Below are 17952 nucleotides of genomic sequence, written 5' to 3' on the forward strand. Positions count from 1 at the left end.
AGTTTTTTATTTTTTATTTAGTTATCAATCCTTCTTCATTAAGATAAATCTTCTTACCCGAAGTATCTTTAATAGAGACTTCGAATCTCCTGCCGGTAGAAGACAGTTCTAGTTTGTTTCTTTTATTATCAATATCGAATTCCGGCCTATCCATTTTCAGCTCTGCAAAGTTAGTTGCATAACGCTGATGCGCACGCCTATAGTCTTGCTGCTTATAGTACACAAGCCATAAATATTGTCTTTGCTTTTCAGTATATGGCAATACAAACTGAGGTTGTTTTTCCCCTGCTTTGTTTTTCGAAAAGAATAAATAACCCCATCTTTCGGGTCTATGCATATCGATAACACCTTGAGGAGACCACACCCAGTTATTTTCAGGTAATACCTTCCCTGCACTATCTTTTCTTTTCACATACTTACCATTTACAATATCTGTTTCCCATTGCACTCTCGAAAAATTAATGCGCCATACGTCTTTATCTTTAGGAATATTTATAGCATTCCCCAAGGTAAGAGCCCTGAAAGGGATTGCCATCTCTACCGTCCATCCTGTATCTGTATCATTAGGGTTATTAATAGTGCCCTGCACTTTTACGGCATGTTGCATTCCCTGAGTATCCCAACTGAAGAGCGCTGCGCCTCCACTCCGATAAGGTTTATGCATAAACAAATCGAAAATATTATTATATGCATTGACCTCTATTTCAAAGTAATTGTGGGCAGTGTTTAATGGATCTATAAACACTTCGAAGTCATTGTCAAAAAACACAATCTCATCGCGCTTGGTCAAGGTAGCCCATACATGCGGATCTTTCAACTCGGCTGCAATATAAAGATATGATTCGTCCCAAAGCATTTTTACACGAGTATCGTAATATGGTTTAGGCTTGGCATCGCCCTCTATATCTTGAAAACGATCAGACCAAGGAGTATTCAGCCACACTTGATCATTAATATCGCCATCAATTGTCGGAGCTTTGGATGCATAAGGTACTACGTAGTTTGCCGGAATAGTAAATAGGTTTTCATATCCTTTAAAGTGATTCTGGGCATAACAAAAATTAAAAACAAGAAGAAAAGAAATAGAACAAAATAATTTTATATAATTCATTTTACTGATTTTGAAATTTAAGGATATCACAAAGTTCAGCCACTCCTTCAGAAGCTCCCTTCTTTATAAAGTGTATTCCGGGCTGATGCACATTCACTTCTTTCGGGTCGATCAGATAGACAGGTACACCCGCATGCACATAATTAAGCAAGCCAGCGGCAGGATATACGTTCATAGAAGTACCTATCACGACAAAGATATCGGCCGTTTGTACAATTTTCATTGCTTTTTCTATCATGGGCACAGCCTCTCCAAACCAAACAATGTGAGGGCGAAGCTGTGAGCCTTTTTCACACTTATCTCCAAGGTGAATCTCACAATTATCAGGAGTCAAGGTATAAATCAACGAAGGATCGACCGTCGAACGCACTTTACTCAATTCCCCATGAAGATGTAAAACATTTGTGCTGCCTGCTCTCTCATGCAGTTCATCTACATTCTGCGTTATAATGGACACTTTATAATCTTTTTCCATCTCCACTAATCCTACGTGTCCTTTATTGGGCTTAGCCTCAAAAGCAGCCTTGCGTCGGGCATTATAAAAATCAAGTACCAGTTGAGGGTTTCGGCTGAATCCTTCAGGAGTGGCAACATCTTCGATAGAGTATTGCTCCCACAGTCCCCCGGAGTCTCTAAAAGTGGCAATGCCACTCTCTGCACTCATCCCTGCGCCGGTTAATACAACAATATGTCTCATAAACTATTAAAAAAATGTAAGTAGCATATACAAATATAGTTTTTTCAGGGGTAAATTTTATTAAAGTCCCATGAAAAGAATTACTTTTGTTGGCAAATTTAAATAAACATTCAGTCATATCATGAAATAATACTTCTTTGACATACAAGACTGATATAAAACGAAAAGAATATGGATAAAATTAGTTACGCTCTAGGTTTAAGCATCGGAAATAACTTCCTTAGCTCAGGTATCAACAAAGTTGATTTCGACTCTTTCCTTAAAGGAATGGAGGATGTAATCAACGGAGGAGACACTGACATGGATTATGAAGAAGCTAAACAAGTGATTAACGACTATTTCACCAAATTACAAGACGAGAAATTGGAAATCAACCTTAAAGCAGGTGAAGAATTTCTATCTATCAACAAAAACAAAGCAGGTGTAGTAACTCTTCCGAGTGGACTACAATACGAAATACTTAAAAAAGGTGATGGCCCTAAACCGGCTCTTACAGATCAGGTTAAGTGCCATTATCACGGTACGCTTATCGATGGCACAGTGTTCGACAGTTCTGTAAAACGCGGACAGCCTGCCACATTTGGTGTTAATCAGGTAATACCGGGGTGGGTAGAAGCCCTTCAATTAATGCCTGTAGGTTCGAAATGGAAATTATTTATCCCTTCTGATCTTGCTTATGGCAAAGCAGGAGCAGGGCAATCGATCGAACCTAATTCAACTTTAATTTTCGAAGTGGAAATTTTAGATATTGTCAAATAATAATTCAGTTTAAAAAATGAAAAAAATTCAAGTTGTGGCTCTTTCGGCTATCGTAGCTTTCGGAGCATTATTTACATCTTGTGGTGGAAATGTTTCTACAAACGTTCCATTAAAGACCGATCTCGATACTATTTCTTACGCTTTTGGTGCTAGCCTTTACGAGCAAGGATTGTCTATGCATCTACAACAACTAGGTATCATAGGCGACACTACAAGCATCAAAGCCGGATATCTTAGCAAAATAAGCGCAGAAACTGATGCTCAGAAAAAGACAGCATTAGAAAAAGAGATGAAAGCTAAAATGGATTCTGTAGTAAAATCAAACGCAAGAAACATCTCTGAGTTCTTAAACGGACTAAAAGAATCTTTAAATGCACCTGAATCAAAGGCTGCTTATATGGCCGGTGTATCAGTTGGAGGTCAGATATCAAAACAAATGATGCCTGGTATCATACAACAAATATATGGTCCTAATTCGAAAGAAAAACTAAACAGCGATGCATTCCTTGCTGCAATGGCTACAGCTATGAAACAAGGTAAATTTGCAGTTGCTGAACCATCTACAGTATTCAATGCAAAAATGCAGGAAGCTCAGGCTAAAGCTCAAGCAAGAGAAGAAGAAGAATTGAAGAAAGCAAATGCAGGAGTAATTGCTGAAGGTGAAAAATTCCTTGCTGAAAACAAAACAAAAGAAGGTGTTGTTGCTCTACCTAGCGGATTGCAATACAAAGTTGTAAAAGAAGGAACAGGAGCTAAACCAGCTGCAGCAGATATGGTAAAAGTGAACTACAAAGGCACACTTCTAGACGGTACTGTATTTGACAGCAACGAAGGTAAAGAGCCAATCACATTCAACGCTAACCGCGTTATCAAAGGATGGACTGAAGCTTTACAGTTGATGCCTGTAGGATCTAAATGGATTCTTTATATCCCTTACGATCTTGCTTACGGTGCACAAGGTAGCGGAGACAGAATCAAACCTTTTTCAACTCTTATTTTCGAAGTTGAATTGCTTGAGATCAATCCGAAACAATAATCTGACATTGTCAGAAAATAAGTTAAAACAACGGATTTAAATAATAATTTGGCACAAGTTCAGTAAATTATTGAGCAAAAAGCATACAGATTGTAAAAAATATCATATATTTGAGATATAATAACGATAAAACGCTCATATTATGCAAAAAATTGACAAACTTGATAAAAAGATTCTAGAGATTATATCCCAGAATGCAAGAATTCCATTTAAGGATGTAGCTCTTGAATGTGGTGTTTCACGTGCCGCAATCCATCAGCGTGTACAACGCATGATCGAGATGGATGTAATCGTAGGTTCCGGATATTTTGTTAATCCTAAAGTTCTTGGTTACAACACTTGTACATATATAGGAGTAAAACTCGAAAGAGGCTCAATGTATAAAACAGTAATTCCTGAATTGGATAAGATTCCTGAAATTGTAGAATCTCATTTTACAACGGGCCCATACACCATTCTGATCAAGTTGTATGCAAAGGATAACGAGCACTTGATGGACTTGCTGAACAACAAAATCCAAGATATTCCGGGAGTTGTAGCTACAGAAACTATGATTTCTTTGAGTCAGGGAGTAAAACGCCAGATTCCTATATCTAAATCCGAATAATCGAAACTTATTATATACTATTATAGATGAGAAGGATAATTGAAGCGAAATCAATTATCCTTCTCATTTATCTTATTATAACTTAAATAAGTAAGGTAAAACAAATGAAAGAAGTATTTTTTTAATATTTTTGTACCGTCGTTTGATAAGGATAGCCATACATGAAGAAAGAGAATATCATATTTAGGTTATTAAAAAATATCTATGTGAAGAATGTACTGATGATGATCGGGGCCTTTGTAGGACTGGTTATAATCGTATTGTTTCTTCTCAATTTTTATACCAAGCATAATGAGTCCATCACTGTTCCTACCGTAAAAGGACTGCAAGTCCAAGATGCAGCAGGAATACTGGAGTCATCGGATTTGAGATACGAGATCAGTGATTCCATTTTCCAGGCGGAAGGTGCACCCGGATCTATTATCGAACAGATCCCGAAAGAGCAATCGAAAGTAAAAAAAGGGCGTACCGTATTTTTAGTTATAAAAGCTAAAGGTGTGCAACTGGTATCTGTGCCCGAACTGAAAGACTATTCGAGAAGGCAAGCCGAAGCTCAGTTAGCGTCTTTAGGCTTTAACAAAGTAACCATACAGGAAGTACCTGCCGCTTATAAAGGGTTAGTTATATCTATTTCGTATAGAGGAAAACAGCTAACACCGAATCAGAAAATACCAAAAGGATCTCCGCTGGTAATGACCGTAGGAGCCGGAGGTGATATAAGTGAGGGAGACAGTATAACTGAACAATCTGACTCACAAGACATCGAAAAATCTTTTTTTGAATAATGATCGACGATTCATTTGATGAAATAGATGACCTTTCGGAAGACGAACTTGTAGAAGATCAGAATTCCGAGTTATTTGAACACTATCGCTTTGTAGCCGATAAAGGTCAGGGTATGATACGCGTTGATAAATATCTGGCTATGCATATAGTTGGAGTTTCGCGCAACCGCATACAACAAGCAGCCGAAGCAGACTGCATATTAGTAAATAATACTCCGGTAAAATCCAACTACAGAATCAAGCCGCTCGACGTCATATCGGTGGTTATGAATCGCCCCCCACGGGAATTGGAAATTATACCCGAGGACATCCCATTAGATGTAGTATATGAAGATGAAGACCTAATGGTGATAAACAAACCTCCGGGTCTTGTCGTGCATCCGGGATTTGGCAATTATCAGGGCACAATGGTAAATGCTATCGCATACCGATTGAAAGATACGCCGGAATACGATTCGAAAGATCCTCGATTGGGTATTGTGCACCGGATCGACAAAGACACATCGGGACTTATACTTGTGGCTAAAAACGCTTATGCAAAAACGCATTTGTCAGCCCAATTTTTCAATAAGACAACAAAAAGACAATATATAGCCTTAGTATGGGGTAATATCACTGATGACGAAGGACGCATAGAGGCCAATATTGGTCGCAGCCTGAAAAATCGTATGCTGATGACTGTATTCCCCGAAGCAGACTACGGCAAACATGCCGTTACGCACTATAAGGTATTGGAACGGCTGGGCTACGTCACACTCATTCAGTGTAGGCTCGAAACAGGACGTACCCACCAGATACGCGTACACATGAAGCACATCGGGTATACCTTATTTAACGACGAACGGTATGGCGGAAATGAAATATTAAAGGGAACTAATTTTGCTAAATATAAACAGTTTGTACAAAATTGCTTTAATATCTGCCCAAGACAGGCGCTTCATGCTCAGACATTAGGGTTTGTACATCCGCGAACAGGTCAAGAATTGATGTTCGAAGCTCCACTACCCGACGACATGGCTCAGCTGGTGGAGAAATGGCGTGGATATATAGCATATAGAGACATTTAATAAATATATAATCATTCGTATAAAATGAAACGTAATATAGCCATTGTATGGGGAGGCTATTCCTCCGAAGTTATCGTCTCAGCAAAAAGCATGGCTGGTGTTTATTCTTTTTTGGACAAGGAAAAATACAATCTGTATAAAGTAAAGATCGTTAAAGAAGGGTGGACTGTTGAGATCGATGGAGAAACACTTCCTGTTGACAAAAACGACTTTACCTTTCACACACCGGGAAAAGAAAAGATTAAAATAGACTTTGCGTTTATCATCATACACGGAACGCCCGGAGAAGACGGTCACTTGCAAGCGTACTTTGATATGCTTGACATTCCCTACTCCACATGCGGCATGATGGCATCGTCGCTAACAATGAATAAGTTTGTATGCAACAATTTTCTTCGAAACTTTGGGATAAGAGTTGCCGATTCATTATATTTGAATAAGGATTCTAAGTACGATATAAATAGTATCACCGAAAAATTGGGCTTACCCATGTTTGTAAAGCCGAATACAGGTGGTTCAAGTTTTGCAACAACTAAAGTAAAGTCTGTTGATCAACTACAAAAAGCAATTGACGTGGCATTCGGCGAAACACCGGATGTGATTATCGAAAGCTTTATCAAGGGAACAGAAGTTACATGCGGCTGTTACAAAACAAAAAACAAAGAGGTTGTTTTTCCTTTGACAGAAGTAGTTACATCGAATGATTTTTTTGACTATGATGCTAAATACGAAGGACAGGTTGAAGAAATAACTCCGGCAAGGATATCACAGGAAATAACAGAAGAGATACAACGATTAACTCGTAAAATATATGATTTGGTAGGAGCGAAAGGCATTATCAGAGTTGACTTTATCATTTCAGATAATAAGCCTTACTTATTAGAAGTAAATACCGTTCCGGGCATGACTCAGACCAGCTTTATCCCTCAACAGATAGCTGCTGCGGGCTTAAATATTACTGAAGTCTTAACAGAGATTATAGAAAACGAATTTAATGTAAATTGATACCATGAGTAGCAAATTTGACGATATAGCACCTCTCTACGACCACGAGGTGAAGCAAGCCATTCAGGACATACTGGTTGACCCCGGTTTTCAGCACGCAGTAAAATACATTATGCCCGAAATAGATTGGGCTGAGTTTTCTGCCGAAATGTCTAAATACGCAACAAAAAAAGAATTTCAAAGCCGTATGATATACCCTGTGATAAAAGCATTGGGTATGAGAGTATCATCGAGCATGAAGCTCGACAACTGGGAGAGTATCGACCGGTCGGTAGAGCACCTGTTCTTATCAAACCACAGAGATATTGTACTCGATGCCGGGTTGCTAAATATTCTGCGCCACGAGAAAGGCTTTGAGACCACAGAAATAGCAATAGGTGACAATCTGCTTATCCACCCTTGGATAGACAAGCTTGTGCGCCTCAACAAGAGCTTTATTGTAAGACGTGGACTATCTATAAAAGAAAGATTGATAGCATCAAAACATATGTCTGAATATATACACTATGCCATTTCTGAGAAAAAAGAATCGGTATGGATTGCCCAACGTGAAGGGCGAGCTAAAAACTCGGACGACCGCACTCAAGACAGTTTATTAAAAATGCTAGCTCTATATCCCGAAGACAAATCTTTTATCGAAAGTCTTAAGGAGCTGAATCTTATTCCGCTATCCATATCATACGAATACGACCCTTGCGATTATCTGAAAGCAAAAGAGTTTCAACAAAAGAGAGACAATCCTGATTTCAAAAAAACTCAGCGTGACGACCTTCTAAACATGGAAATTGGCATTTTAGGTAAGAAAGGCAATGTAGTATTTCGCTTTGGCAACTGCATCAATGATGAGTTGGATAAAATCACAGAACCCGACAAACGATTGCAACCCGAAATTGCAGCCCAGATAATAGATAAGGAAATACACCGCAATTATGAAATATTTCCGTGCAACTACATAGCCTTTGATCTCTTCTATAAAGAAACAAGGTTTGAGGACAAATATACATCCGAGCAATTGGAAGAGTTTAAAGACTATCTGGATAAGCAAATAAAGAAAATAGACCTCGACTATATCGACTACGACTTTGTATGGGATAAAATGCTGGAAATGTATTCGAATACATTGAAGAACTATCTGACTACAATAGAGTCTTGATTACAGGATAATTCCGATCAAGGGTTTAAGTTAAAAATATATTCATATATTTGTATAAATCAAAAAAGATAAAATGATGAAAAAGTTTTTGATTTATATCGTATGTAGTCTCATTTCTGCCGCATGTTTTGCTCAAGTAATAAAGCAAGGTCAGAAATTTACGTCTATCCCTGTATTTGAAGGGAAAGTGACGTTTATAAAGGAAATTCCGGCAAAACCGAACTTATCCATAGAAGATAATTATAAGATACTTAAAGATTGGGCCGGAACAAAGTACGGGAAAGACCCTTTTATATCCAGTATACGATATGGTTATCAGAACCACGAATTTATAGCAAAATCGAGGATAGAGTTATTACTACCTGCCGACTCGAAAGGAGTGCGTGAAAAAATGATTATGCGCTACCGTGTAAACGGGTTCTTATTTCAGGATAAATGTGTACTGGAAATTACAGATATCTCTTATCTGTATGAAAATTCAGGAAAAGGCAATCTCCTTACGCGTATAATCAGAGCAGAAGACTTTATTACGAACGATGCAATAAAAGCAAATGATGGCTTCCAAGAGCTGAAAGTGAATACAAGTAAAAGCACATTGTATTTTCTGAACGAGCTTAACGAGGATTTTGAAAATATATACAAGTCTCAATAAAGATTTACAACAATACACAAAGAGGGCTATTCTGTAGAATAGCCCTCTTTTGTAATTCACTAAATCAGTATTTTATTTCTTTGCCCAGTATGAAAATCTTCCCGACAATACTATTTCTAATTTTACATCGGAAGATGTTTTCTCAGTTGGGGTAAATGTCGCTTTCGTTGAGAGCTTCTTATCTTTAATCATTTTATCAAATACCTTTTGGAAGTAGGTGGAGTTGCCTGTATAAAGATTGGTATGAGTAACAGGAATATCCCCAAAGTCATTCTTAAGACCATTGATTTCTAAACTAAAGTTTTTCAGAACAGTATTATCTGGAAGACCTGTTATCTTCACAACTGTATTAGCTCCATTTACATGGAATTCGCCGGTTGAAACAGGAGAGCCATAACCAGTTGCACCCTTTAACATATCATCAAGGGTAGCCGAAACTTCACTTGTAGTTATTGACGAATTTGCCGGACCAGATTCCAGTACAACAGATTGTTTACAATCACCATTAAAAAACACTTGTTCTTTTTTATCATCACTACCACAAGAGGTTAAGGCAAAAACCGTAGTTATTGTAAATAAAATAAATGCTAATTTCCTCATAATTTAATTGTTGTTTTAGTTTTATTGGTTTGTTTAAGCACTGTGTATTCTAAAATTTCTGTTAATGATGACACAAAAATAATGCTTTTTTTGAAAATAGAACAAATATATTTCATACAGAGGAAAGCCTCCTGCATTTTCACCCTCATGCTTTTACATTAACACATACCCTTTGAGAGCTGATAATCTTAACTTTACAATTAGAAGTAAGACAAATATCATAATTAGGCAGAAAACAACGAACATAAATCAACCTCTTACCGTTTCAATCAATTTATTTAACTTATCCGCAGTCAATATTTCGTTTGTATAAAATTTGCCATCCACAAACAGGCTATAAGTTGTTACAGGCGAAAAATGATTTTGAGCAGCTTCCTTTGTTTCTATCCGATGACACCTTACAGGATAGCTTGAAGCTTGAATAATAGGCTCTAACAATTTTGTGTAAGGAACAGTAAAAGGACATTGCTCTGTATAAAAAATATCGACACCTCTTACCCCGTCTCCCATCCCGGACTTTGCTGATTGTTTAAATGAAGGCGTTGTTGTTCTTCGATCGAAGTTTTTTACCATCAATTCAAAATAAGGGTCACAAGTATCACACACCTCATATCCATTATGAAGCATAAAAGCTTTGTCCGACAAGAAAGGTTTCTTCTTATTTCCAACGATCAACACCACACCTTTGTAACCCTGTGAGCGAGCGTCCTTTTCACACTCTGCCAACAAACGTTTCCCATAGCCTTTCCCCTTAAACGAGCCCGATACCCAAAAACAATTGATAAAAATATAGCCTTCTGCATCGACAGGAACCCAAGCATTCTTTGCAGGGATATACTCTATAAAAGCCTTCCCTTTTACATCGAACTTTATAAATCTCAAGCCTTCCTTAAACCGTTTACTCAACCACTCTTTCTTGGCTTCAACTCCTTTTGCTGTAGACTTACTACTAATTGCACAACAAATATGTTCTGTTAATAGATTTTCTTCTGTAAGCTTGATTATATTCATATTTTTCAAAAATAACGATTCTAACTCCCCTTGTTGTAAAAGTAATAATTATAAAAATAGCTGGCAATTCAGCCTTCTGCCTATAATCTTATTTTCTAGTCGATTATTTGACCTGCACTATAAAACAGGCGATAAGTGTAGCCGAATTTGTAAATATGAAACAGTACTTTTTGTAAATATGAAACAGCATACTTTTCGATTCTCCATACCTTTACATATCCAAAGGTATTGGGGTGAACGCAATCTGAATGATGTTGATTATTCGATTTATTAATCACTAGTCGTACCGACATTCTGAGAGGAACTCCTGCTTCTTGCGGACTTCCGGTTACCAATGGATTTTAACAGTGATTTTTTTTGTTTTTTTATTTATTCGACTTCCTTCCTTAACTTTCTTCGGTCATCGACCGTTGATTCTTCTACAGAAGAACTATAAATTGTAAAGTGAATCAAAACTCATCATTCTGAGAGCAAGTACCTCCCCTTTGGGGAGGTTCGGGATGGAGAGTATAATTGAATCTTGATTTGGTTAGTTTATACCTCCCTAAAGTAGCAATTACAAAATTACAAAAATAGTGGCTGATCAAAATTTTCCAACTTAGAAATGGGAATGTATATTTCGGTCAGTACATCATCCTCCGAAACATTGTTCGGACTATTCAGATATTTCTCAAAAGCATATCCCCCTCGCAATTTATAGCCACTTTGCGGTAACCACCTGAGGTAGATATTATAATACATATCCAGCAATCCACTATATGAACCTTTAAGCGTAAAAATAGCATACATCCCCCCACTTATCTTTTGTAAACCGAAAGCTCCCTGAGGTCTCACTTCTCTATCTACGGTAAAACAAGCATAGAATCTACAATTTTGAGGATGTGTTATGGTTGGATTATCGAAACTGAGTCCTATAAACTCAGTTTTATCATTCACCAGATTGTTCTCTTTTGCAAACTGTCCCAGTTTCTTCCATGCGATTGTATATGATTCCGCAGCACCGTAGCTATCTATTATACGAATATATACAACCTGTTTGGAGGAGATTTTCCTTATTTCAGGAACAAGGGAGATGGTTACTCTTTCAGCTTTTCTAAAAAAATTGGACGCATCTTCTTCCTGCATACGAAAGGCTGAAGGAGAAATACCAAAATGCTTCTTGAATGCTTTTGACAAAGCATACTTTGTTCCATAGCCGGTTTTCACGGCGATTTCGCTCAACGTATGCTTTGTCATCTGCAAGTGTTCTGCAATATATTCTAAGCGAAGGCGATTGATATACTCACCTATATTTTCCCCTATTATAGCTTTAAATATACGATGAAAATGATATTCGGAGATATTAGCTATCTCAGACAACCTTTTTATATCAGGTACTTCAAAAAGATGACGATCGATATAGTCAACTACATTGTTTACCGCTTTATCGTATTCGCTTTGGGTAGTTTCCTTCATTAATAGTAATTATGCCTGCGCCCAACGCTTCAGCTTTGGAAAATACATTTTCATTTGTTCTATAGCTTGTTCCTTTGTCATCTTTTGCTCCGAGTCTTTATTAAATTCATCTACAAACTGAGCACAATGCACAATCATTTCGTCCATCGTAAAGTCTTCTGTAAACTTACCATCAGTAAAGCAATAGCGACAATAATCTTCGTTCTTACTGTTGTCTGCATTATTTCCGAAATCTTCATTCACATTAAGAGGCATACCGCAACTTTGGCAAAATTTCTGGTCCATAATAGTTCTTGTTTTATTAATAATTAATTGGCACTACAAATAACGGAAATATGATAAAATGAAGGGTTATCCAATCTTGCTTATTTGGTTTTTTAATATACAAACGCAGATAGCTCACTTATCCACAGAATGCAAACAACAAATTAAAAATAAGACATTTACACAGCATAACAAAAGAAACCTCTCGTTAATTAACGTTAAACAAGTCTCTGCCGATTAATCTTTCTGATATTAATCGAATCAAAGATACAAAGAGATAAAAAAAGTATTCACCTTTTAATACATATAGTCATGAAAAAGTTTCTATTAGCATTCGCTTTATTGATCGGTGTAGCATCATTCTACAATACATCAGAAGCTCAAAATATAAATATTAGTATCAATATAGGACGTCAACCTGCCTGGGGACCTGTGGGATATGATTATGTAGACTATTACTACATGCCTGATATTAACTGTTACTTCAATGTCAATTCAGGGCTATTCTTCTATTTTGACAGAGGAAGATGGATCTCAGCTCGTTATTTACCGTATGCTTATCGCAATTACGATTTGTACGGAATGCACAAAGTAGTTTTGGTAAATGTAGCAAACCCTTGGAGATACAACCACATACACTGTAGAGACTATGGTCGTTATAAAGGACACCACTCTCAAGTGATCATCCGTGATAGCCGCGATAATCGCTACAGAGACAGCCGTAACAACAGAGTAGCATGGTATTCAGGCAACAAACACAACAACTATAGGGGTAACGAATATAAATACAACGGAAGGGATAATGACAGATATAATTATAACAAAAAAGACAATAACCGCAAAGATTATAATTACAATGGACGTGAACAAAGTCGCAACAACGACAGAAACTTAAACAGCGGAAGAAACAATAATAAAGAACAAAGATACGATAACAGACAAACTGAAAGAACTAATAATAACATTAGCAGCAGACCGTCTTCCAGCAGAGAGACCAGGAAAGAGTCGAATGTAAAACGTTCATCTTCTGAAGAAAGAGGAAACTACAGACTGGCTTCGAACAGAGAAAGAGCAACTAGAAGCAGATAAATTAGGCATATAGGTTTTTATAGTGAGTAGTAAATAAAGAGAGCGAGGGTAATTCAGAGTCGAATTATCCTCGCTTTATTATAATATTTCTTACAGCTAAGAGAAGATCTGCTATAAATACTTTTATTTCCAAAAATCAAGATACTTTTTTGAAACAGTAAGGAAGTCATGATTTTTTTCTACAAACTCACGACTCTTTCTTGATATTTCGGGTATTTGTTTTTTATTCAATACTACCCACTCCAGCTTCTCGAAGACATCATCTTCGGTAGGATGCACATTTATTATTGGCCTATTATCGTATTCGCCGTATAGATCGTAAATATAAGGCTCTCCCCCTCCTATCAGCACTTTACCTTGCGCCATAGCCAGCAACGCATTCATGGCTGGAGTATGCGAATACAGCTGATCGAGCACAACATGTGCCTCCGACATCAACTTTTGATATACATCATAGCTAACCGATTCTACACGGGTAACAATCACCTTATCCGGATATTTGTCTTTCACTCTAGCCAATGCCCGTTCCATAACATCAGTCCCTTTAAACTTCTCTCGTACCTTGTTGATACCAATAAAGAAATTTACTTTTTCGGGTTCGTCTGCGATGGGCTGAAATTCTATTTCTGAGGTATTTAAGGGCAGAGGAATATATCTTACTTTATCTTTAAAAAATGGCTCATAAGCGACATAATACTCATACAGGCAAGCAACTATTCCATCGGATGTATTTGCCATCATTACGTTAGAGTCTTCGAGAGGAGTATCTATCCATTTGTCGATAAACCGTTGGTTGAAGTCTACATTTATAGGTTTGCCGTCAACAAAAAACTCGGAATAATCAAATATTTCGTTGCCAAGACATGCCTTTACCCAATAAAAGTCGTCGCCAAAAGCCCCCAAGAAAACCTTCTTGTTATTCTTTTTCAGCTTCTTATACAAGTAATTATTTACCTTTACATTCTGAGTAGTAAAGCATGGATTTATCAGCTGAACAACATCATAGCCCCTAAACTTTTTAAATTTTCCAAGAACAGATATCAGACTTGTCAAAGTATCTATTATGCCCGAACTTTTGCGAGACAAGTCAATATCCCTCGGATAGTTCTTAAAACCGTCTCCGTCTGACGCAACTACAACTTCGTGCCCCATACTTCTCAGACCTTCGGCGAGAGTAAGATGTACCCGGCTATATTCTCCTATCAAAAGTATTTTCATATATTATAGTATTTGCAAAATATTAAGTGTATATCTAATTTAACTCCCTAATCTGGTTTAGTTTGTATTTTGTGTATAAAGATAATAGAATTTAGATTGATCAGTAATATGAATCTACCTCGTACTATAATCATTCATACTCTCGGGATTACATATCTTCACCCGATATATCCTCTACGTATGCCTTCAATTGGGGAAAGAATAATTTATAGCTCTCCTGTATGTCTTTATAATGCTTTTCGAAGTCGGCAAATACAGGTGCATCATCATCAAGATAGTTTGCTCTGTTTTTCAGCCTTTCGAAGCTTCGTTCTATCAGCCATCTGTGACGATAATTATAAAGCCAATCTTCTTTTTTCATATACATATACATTGAGCAGAATTTAGAAGGAAGATGCTTTACACTTTGCTCTATCTGGGCATAACATCTCTGGGCAAATGCCTCCCAGCCTTCCCCGGGCTCGCTACTATCGTCGAGAGCTAAGAAATGATCGTAAGAGACATCTAAAAAGGGACCGGCATATCTGCCAGCCGATTCCTTGAAGATAGTCATCGTATCCAAGGGTATGGGATGCCTGTCGGTAAAAGTATCTATCTGCCTGTGTATATGTATACCACGTTGTATCCCTTCGGGATATTGTTCTATCTGTTTACCTTTTACCATATCGGCAATCATATTCCCCACTAATATTTCAGGATCTCCGAAAGAAAGGTAAGCATGTGCAAGGAAATTCATTATGTCTCTAGTTTTCTGGACACAAAGATATGCTTTTTTAGTTATATGAGAGACATACAACTTGAGGCCAACAATACTGAATAAGAATAAGGACAAGTCTGATCAAAAAGAAAGGAGATATTCTAAAAAATATCTCCTAATCTTTTTCTACTATTTGTAACAAAATATTATCTTGTCAAAGAAAATGGCGCGGCATCTTTTGTTGTATTTCTATTCTTATTCGGCTGACTTCCCATTTCAAATTTCAAGGTTCCTCCATTTATAATATCCTTATATTGAACATAGTTTTTATCAAAGCTTTTTCCATTTAGTGTTGCCGATTGTATATAAACATTTTGTGTATCGTTATTATTAGCTTCAATAATAAATTTCTTACCATCCTCCATCGTTATTGTTGCCTTTCTGAAGAGAGGACTTCCAATCACATATTCATCCGTTCCCGGACATACACTATAAAATCCCAGGGCACTGAGTACATACCAAGATGATGTCTGACCTTGATCTTCATCACCAGGATATCCATCCTCTGTGGCGTTATAAAGTTTCTTCATTACTTCACGAGCCCAAAATTGAGATTTCCATGGTTCACCGGCATAGTTATAAAGATAAATCATATGTTGTATAGGCTGATTACCATGTGCATATTGTCCCAGATTAGCCATTTCCATCTCTGCCATTTCATGAATTACACGTCCATATGTACCTACCTTAAACTTATTGCTTACAGTGAATACCGAATCCATCTTAGTGATAAAGTTCTTCTCACCCCCCATCAGGTTTATCAATCCTTGCGGATCATGAAAAACGGACCATAGATAATGCCATGCACAGCCTTCGGTGAATGGACCTCCCCATTCGTAAGGATCAAAGTTTGGAACCCATTTTCCATCTTTTTGACGCCCACGCATAAAACCGGATTCTGCATCATAAACATTCTTATAGTTATACATTTGTTTTCCAAAAACATTCATATAGAAATCATTCCCGGTCATTTTAGCCAATTGATACCCACAAAAATCATCGTATGCATATTCTAATGTTTTAGCTGTAGATTCTCTTACGTCAGGATAGGGAATATAACCTAATGTGAAATACTCTTTCCACCCTTTACGGCCATTAGCGGGAGCACCGGGACCATCGTTTGTTATTTCATGATAATATCCTTTTAGCACCTTCTCTGCATCGAAAGTACGTATGCCTTTTGCCCAAGCATCAGCAAGAACCGATATCCCATGATTTCCTATCATACCGCCCTGTTCGTGAGGAAAGGCCCATGAAGGAAACCACCCGAACTGATCTTTAGCATCTACCAATGCCTGCATATAACGTCCTTGCATAGTAGGGTGGAGAATACATGTCAGAGGAAACTGTCCTCGAAAAGTATCCCAAAATCCTGTATCGGTATAATAGTAACCTTTATAAACCTTCATATCATTGGGACTGCGATAGAATGAATCACCGTAAGCGTCTACTTCATAAAATTTACGGGAAAATAGACTTGCACGAAAAAAACAGGAATAAAATGTTGCTTTATTTTCTTCAGAATCATCCTCTACCAATATACGATTCAAATGATCATTCCAGATTTTCCATGCAGCATTTTTTGTATCCTCAAGTTTTTTATATCCTCCCAGTTCTTTACTCAGGTTCAACTCTGCCTGTTCGGGACTTATATATGATGAAGCAACCTTAACTTGTACAGTTGTTCCTGATGCAAACTGAACATATGCTCCAATTCCCTTTCCTGCATCACCATTATTGCCACTTTTTATATCCTTCGATTTGTTATCCCAAGTCCCATAAGCTATAATTGGCTTATCGAAGACGATCACGAAATAGTTTTTAAAATCTTGCGATAGTCTGCCTGAACTATTTGTTATATATCCTGTAATCTTTCCTTTTTTCTGATCGATATTTACACTCGATAAACCTATATATCCGTCTAATACTAAATATGCATTTTGTTTTCCGGGATAATTAAACCGTAAATGTGCTCCCCTTTCTGTAGGAGACATTTCCACTTTTATACCATTATCAAGCTTTACACTATAATAATGAGGCTTTCCGATCTCATTGTCATGACTAAATTTTGCGGCGCGGTCATATTGATCTACTTTCAGTTGTCCAATCACGGGCATCAATGAAAACACGCAATAGTCTCGTGTCCATGAACTACATTGGTGAGCTTGTTGAAAGCCCCTGATGGAATCTTTTTTATACTGATACTTCCATCCGCTTCCATTCTCCCCTGTTTGCGGTGACCATGTATGCATTCCAAACGGCAACGCAGTAGTAGGATAAGTATTCCCTCTTGTAAGGGCATGTTCCGAATTGGTTCCTTGTAGTGTATTTACATACTTCACAAGGTCAAGTTGAGCTGTAGCAGTTATACTCAGTATACCAGCAACAATTGCAATAAATACTTTCTTCATTTTCTTAAGGTTAAATTAATATTATTTAAGCAAAGTGTACAATCTATTGCATCTATCTATTATACTTGGGCTATATAATATATAGAAAAACAGATTAAGGGCATACTATTTATTCCGGCTATAAAGTTAACATTTTTATATTTAAACACTTATATCACCGCTTATATTTCTATAAAGTTATCAACATCGTTTCGTAACATACTTATATACAACACGGAAACTATCCATAAAAAAGCACCAGCTATAAAAAACTGATGCTCCAACAAAATTAAAAA

The 17952-nt window shown here is 37.2% G+C and carries 19 protein-coding genes; 9 read left to right on the forward strand and 10 right to left on the reverse strand.

Features of this window, described 5'->3' with window-relative positions; translation table 11 throughout:
• Nucleotides 1-13 precede the first annotated feature (13 nt).
• Both PKC55_RS05590 and PKC55_RS05595 read right to left on the reverse strand, forming a co-directional pair.
• A complete protein-coding gene (locus PKC55_RS05590; protein ID WP_291124214.1) occupies nucleotides 14-1111 on the reverse strand; it encodes a carbohydrate-binding family 9-like protein in 1098 nt (365 codons plus the stop codon).
• A gap of 1 nt (nucleotide 1112) precedes the next feature.
• Nucleotides 1113-1808 carry an SIR2 family NAD-dependent protein deacylase gene (locus PKC55_RS05595; RefSeq protein ID WP_291124216.1) on the reverse strand — a complete coding sequence of 232 codons (696 nt, stop codon included), beginning with the start codon at nucleotides 1806-1808 and terminating at the stop codon, nucleotides 1113-1115.
• Nucleotides 1809-1979: 171 nt separating this feature from the next.
• Between PKC55_RS05595 and PKC55_RS05600 the strand changes: the two genes are divergently transcribed.
• The 8 genes from PKC55_RS05600 (at nucleotide 1980) to PKC55_RS05635 (ending at nucleotide 8872) form a co-directional block, all read left to right on the forward strand.
• Nucleotides 1980-2567 carry an FKBP-type peptidyl-prolyl cis-trans isomerase gene (locus PKC55_RS05600; RefSeq protein ID WP_324372206.1) on the forward strand — a complete coding sequence of 196 codons (588 nt, stop codon included), beginning with the start codon at nucleotides 1980-1982 and terminating at the stop codon, nucleotides 2565-2567.
• Between the two features lie 16 nt (nucleotides 2568-2583).
• The gene (locus PKC55_RS05605) at nucleotides 2584-3603 is read left to right on the forward strand and encodes an FKBP-type peptidyl-prolyl cis-trans isomerase (protein ID WP_135103649.1); all 1020 of its coding nucleotides are present in this window, start codon (nucleotides 2584-2586) and stop codon (nucleotides 3601-3603) included.
• Nucleotides 3604-3745: 142 nt separating this feature from the next.
• Nucleotides 3746-4210 carry an Lrp/AsnC family transcriptional regulator gene (locus PKC55_RS05610; protein ID WP_006842228.1) on the forward strand — a complete coding sequence of 155 codons (465 nt, stop codon included), beginning with the start codon at nucleotides 3746-3748 and terminating at the stop codon, nucleotides 4208-4210.
• 161 nt (nucleotides 4211-4371) lie between these two features.
• Nucleotides 4372-4995, forward strand: coding sequence for a PASTA domain-containing protein (locus tag PKC55_RS05615; protein ID WP_135103648.1), 624 nt, complete (start codon nucleotides 4372-4374; stop codon nucleotides 4993-4995).
• On the forward strand, nucleotides 4995-6062 hold the full coding sequence (locus PKC55_RS05620) for an RluA family pseudouridine synthase (RefSeq protein ID WP_291029217.1): 1068 nt from the start codon (nucleotides 4995-4997) through the stop codon (nucleotides 6060-6062). The genes PKC55_RS05615 and PKC55_RS05620 overlap by 1 nt, the downstream gene beginning before the upstream one ends.
• A gap of 24 nt (nucleotides 6063-6086) precedes the next feature.
• Complete coding sequence (locus tag PKC55_RS05625) at nucleotides 6087-7067, forward strand: D-alanine--D-alanine ligase (RefSeq protein WP_283686826.1); 981 nt, start codon at nucleotides 6087-6089, stop codon at nucleotides 7065-7067.
• Nucleotides 7068-7071: 4 nt separating this feature from the next.
• The gene (locus PKC55_RS05630) at nucleotides 7072-8220 is read left to right on the forward strand and encodes a hypothetical protein (RefSeq protein ID WP_135103645.1); all 1149 of its coding nucleotides are present in this window, start codon (nucleotides 7072-7074) and stop codon (nucleotides 8218-8220) included.
• 73 nt (nucleotides 8221-8293) lie between these two features.
• Entirely contained in the window at nucleotides 8294-8872 is a 579-nt protein-coding gene (locus PKC55_RS05635; RefSeq protein WP_291124221.1) for a DUF4468 domain-containing protein, read from the forward strand.
• A 72-nt stretch (nucleotides 8873-8944) separates the two neighbouring features.
• Here PKC55_RS05635 and PKC55_RS05640 read toward each other — a convergent pair whose 3' ends face one another.
• The 5 genes from PKC55_RS05640 to PKC55_RS05660 all read right to left on the reverse strand — a co-directional run bounded on the left by PKC55_RS05640 (nucleotide 8945) and on the right by PKC55_RS05660 (nucleotide 12223).
• On the reverse strand, nucleotides 8945-9472 hold the full coding sequence (locus tag PKC55_RS05640; RefSeq protein ID WP_135103643.1) for a hypothetical protein: 528 nt from the start codon (nucleotides 9470-9472) through the stop codon (nucleotides 8945-8947).
• A gap of 249 nt (nucleotides 9473-9721) precedes the next feature.
• Entirely contained in the window at nucleotides 9722-10483 is a 762-nt protein-coding gene (locus PKC55_RS05645; RefSeq protein ID WP_291124223.1) for a GNAT family N-acetyltransferase, read from the reverse strand.
• Nucleotides 10484-10578: 95 nt separating this feature from the next.
• Complete coding sequence (locus PKC55_RS05650) at nucleotides 10579-10818, reverse strand: hypothetical protein (protein WP_324372214.1); 240 nt, start codon at nucleotides 10816-10818, stop codon at nucleotides 10579-10581.
• Nucleotides 10819-11047: 229 nt separating this feature from the next.
• Nucleotides 11048-11938 carry an AraC family transcriptional regulator gene (locus PKC55_RS05655; protein ID WP_291124225.1) on the reverse strand — a complete coding sequence of 297 codons (891 nt, stop codon included), beginning with the start codon at nucleotides 11936-11938 and terminating at the stop codon, nucleotides 11048-11050.
• A 9-nt stretch (nucleotides 11939-11947) separates the two neighbouring features.
• Entirely contained in the window at nucleotides 11948-12223 is a 276-nt protein-coding gene (locus PKC55_RS05660) for a zinc ribbon domain-containing protein (protein ID WP_135103640.1), read from the reverse strand.
• Between the two features lie 291 nt (nucleotides 12224-12514).
• On the opposite strand from PKC55_RS05660, the gene PKC55_RS05665 reads away from it, so the two are divergent.
• Nucleotides 12515-13291, forward strand: coding sequence for a hypothetical protein (locus PKC55_RS05665; protein WP_324372218.1), 777 nt, complete (start codon nucleotides 12515-12517; stop codon nucleotides 13289-13291).
• A gap of 123 nt (nucleotides 13292-13414) precedes the next feature.
• Here PKC55_RS05665 and PKC55_RS05670 read toward each other — a convergent pair whose 3' ends face one another.
• The 3 genes from PKC55_RS05670 to PKC55_RS05680 all read right to left on the reverse strand — a co-directional run bounded on the left by PKC55_RS05670 (nucleotide 13415) and on the right by PKC55_RS05680 (nucleotide 17677).
• Nucleotides 13415-14509: a glycosyltransferase family protein gene (locus tag PKC55_RS05670; RefSeq protein ID WP_291124229.1), complete on the reverse strand. Its 1095-nt coding sequence runs from the start codon at nucleotides 14507-14509 to the stop codon at nucleotides 13415-13417.
• Nucleotides 14510-14657: 148 nt separating this feature from the next.
• On the reverse strand, nucleotides 14658-15245 hold the full coding sequence (locus PKC55_RS05675) for an acyl carrier protein phosphodiesterase (RefSeq protein ID WP_324372220.1): 588 nt from the start codon (nucleotides 15243-15245) through the stop codon (nucleotides 14658-14660).
• A 167-nt stretch (nucleotides 15246-15412) separates the two neighbouring features.
• Nucleotides 15413-17677: a GH92 family glycosyl hydrolase gene (locus PKC55_RS05680; protein ID WP_283686834.1), complete on the reverse strand. Its 2265-nt coding sequence runs from the start codon at nucleotides 17675-17677 to the stop codon at nucleotides 15413-15415.
• Nucleotides 17678-17952 lie beyond the last annotated feature (275 nt).

It is taken from the genome of Dysgonomonas sp., assembly GCF_035323175.1.
In the GTDB taxonomy this organism is placed as follows: domain Bacteria; phylum Bacteroidota; class Bacteroidia; order Bacteroidales; family Dysgonomonadaceae; genus Dysgonomonas.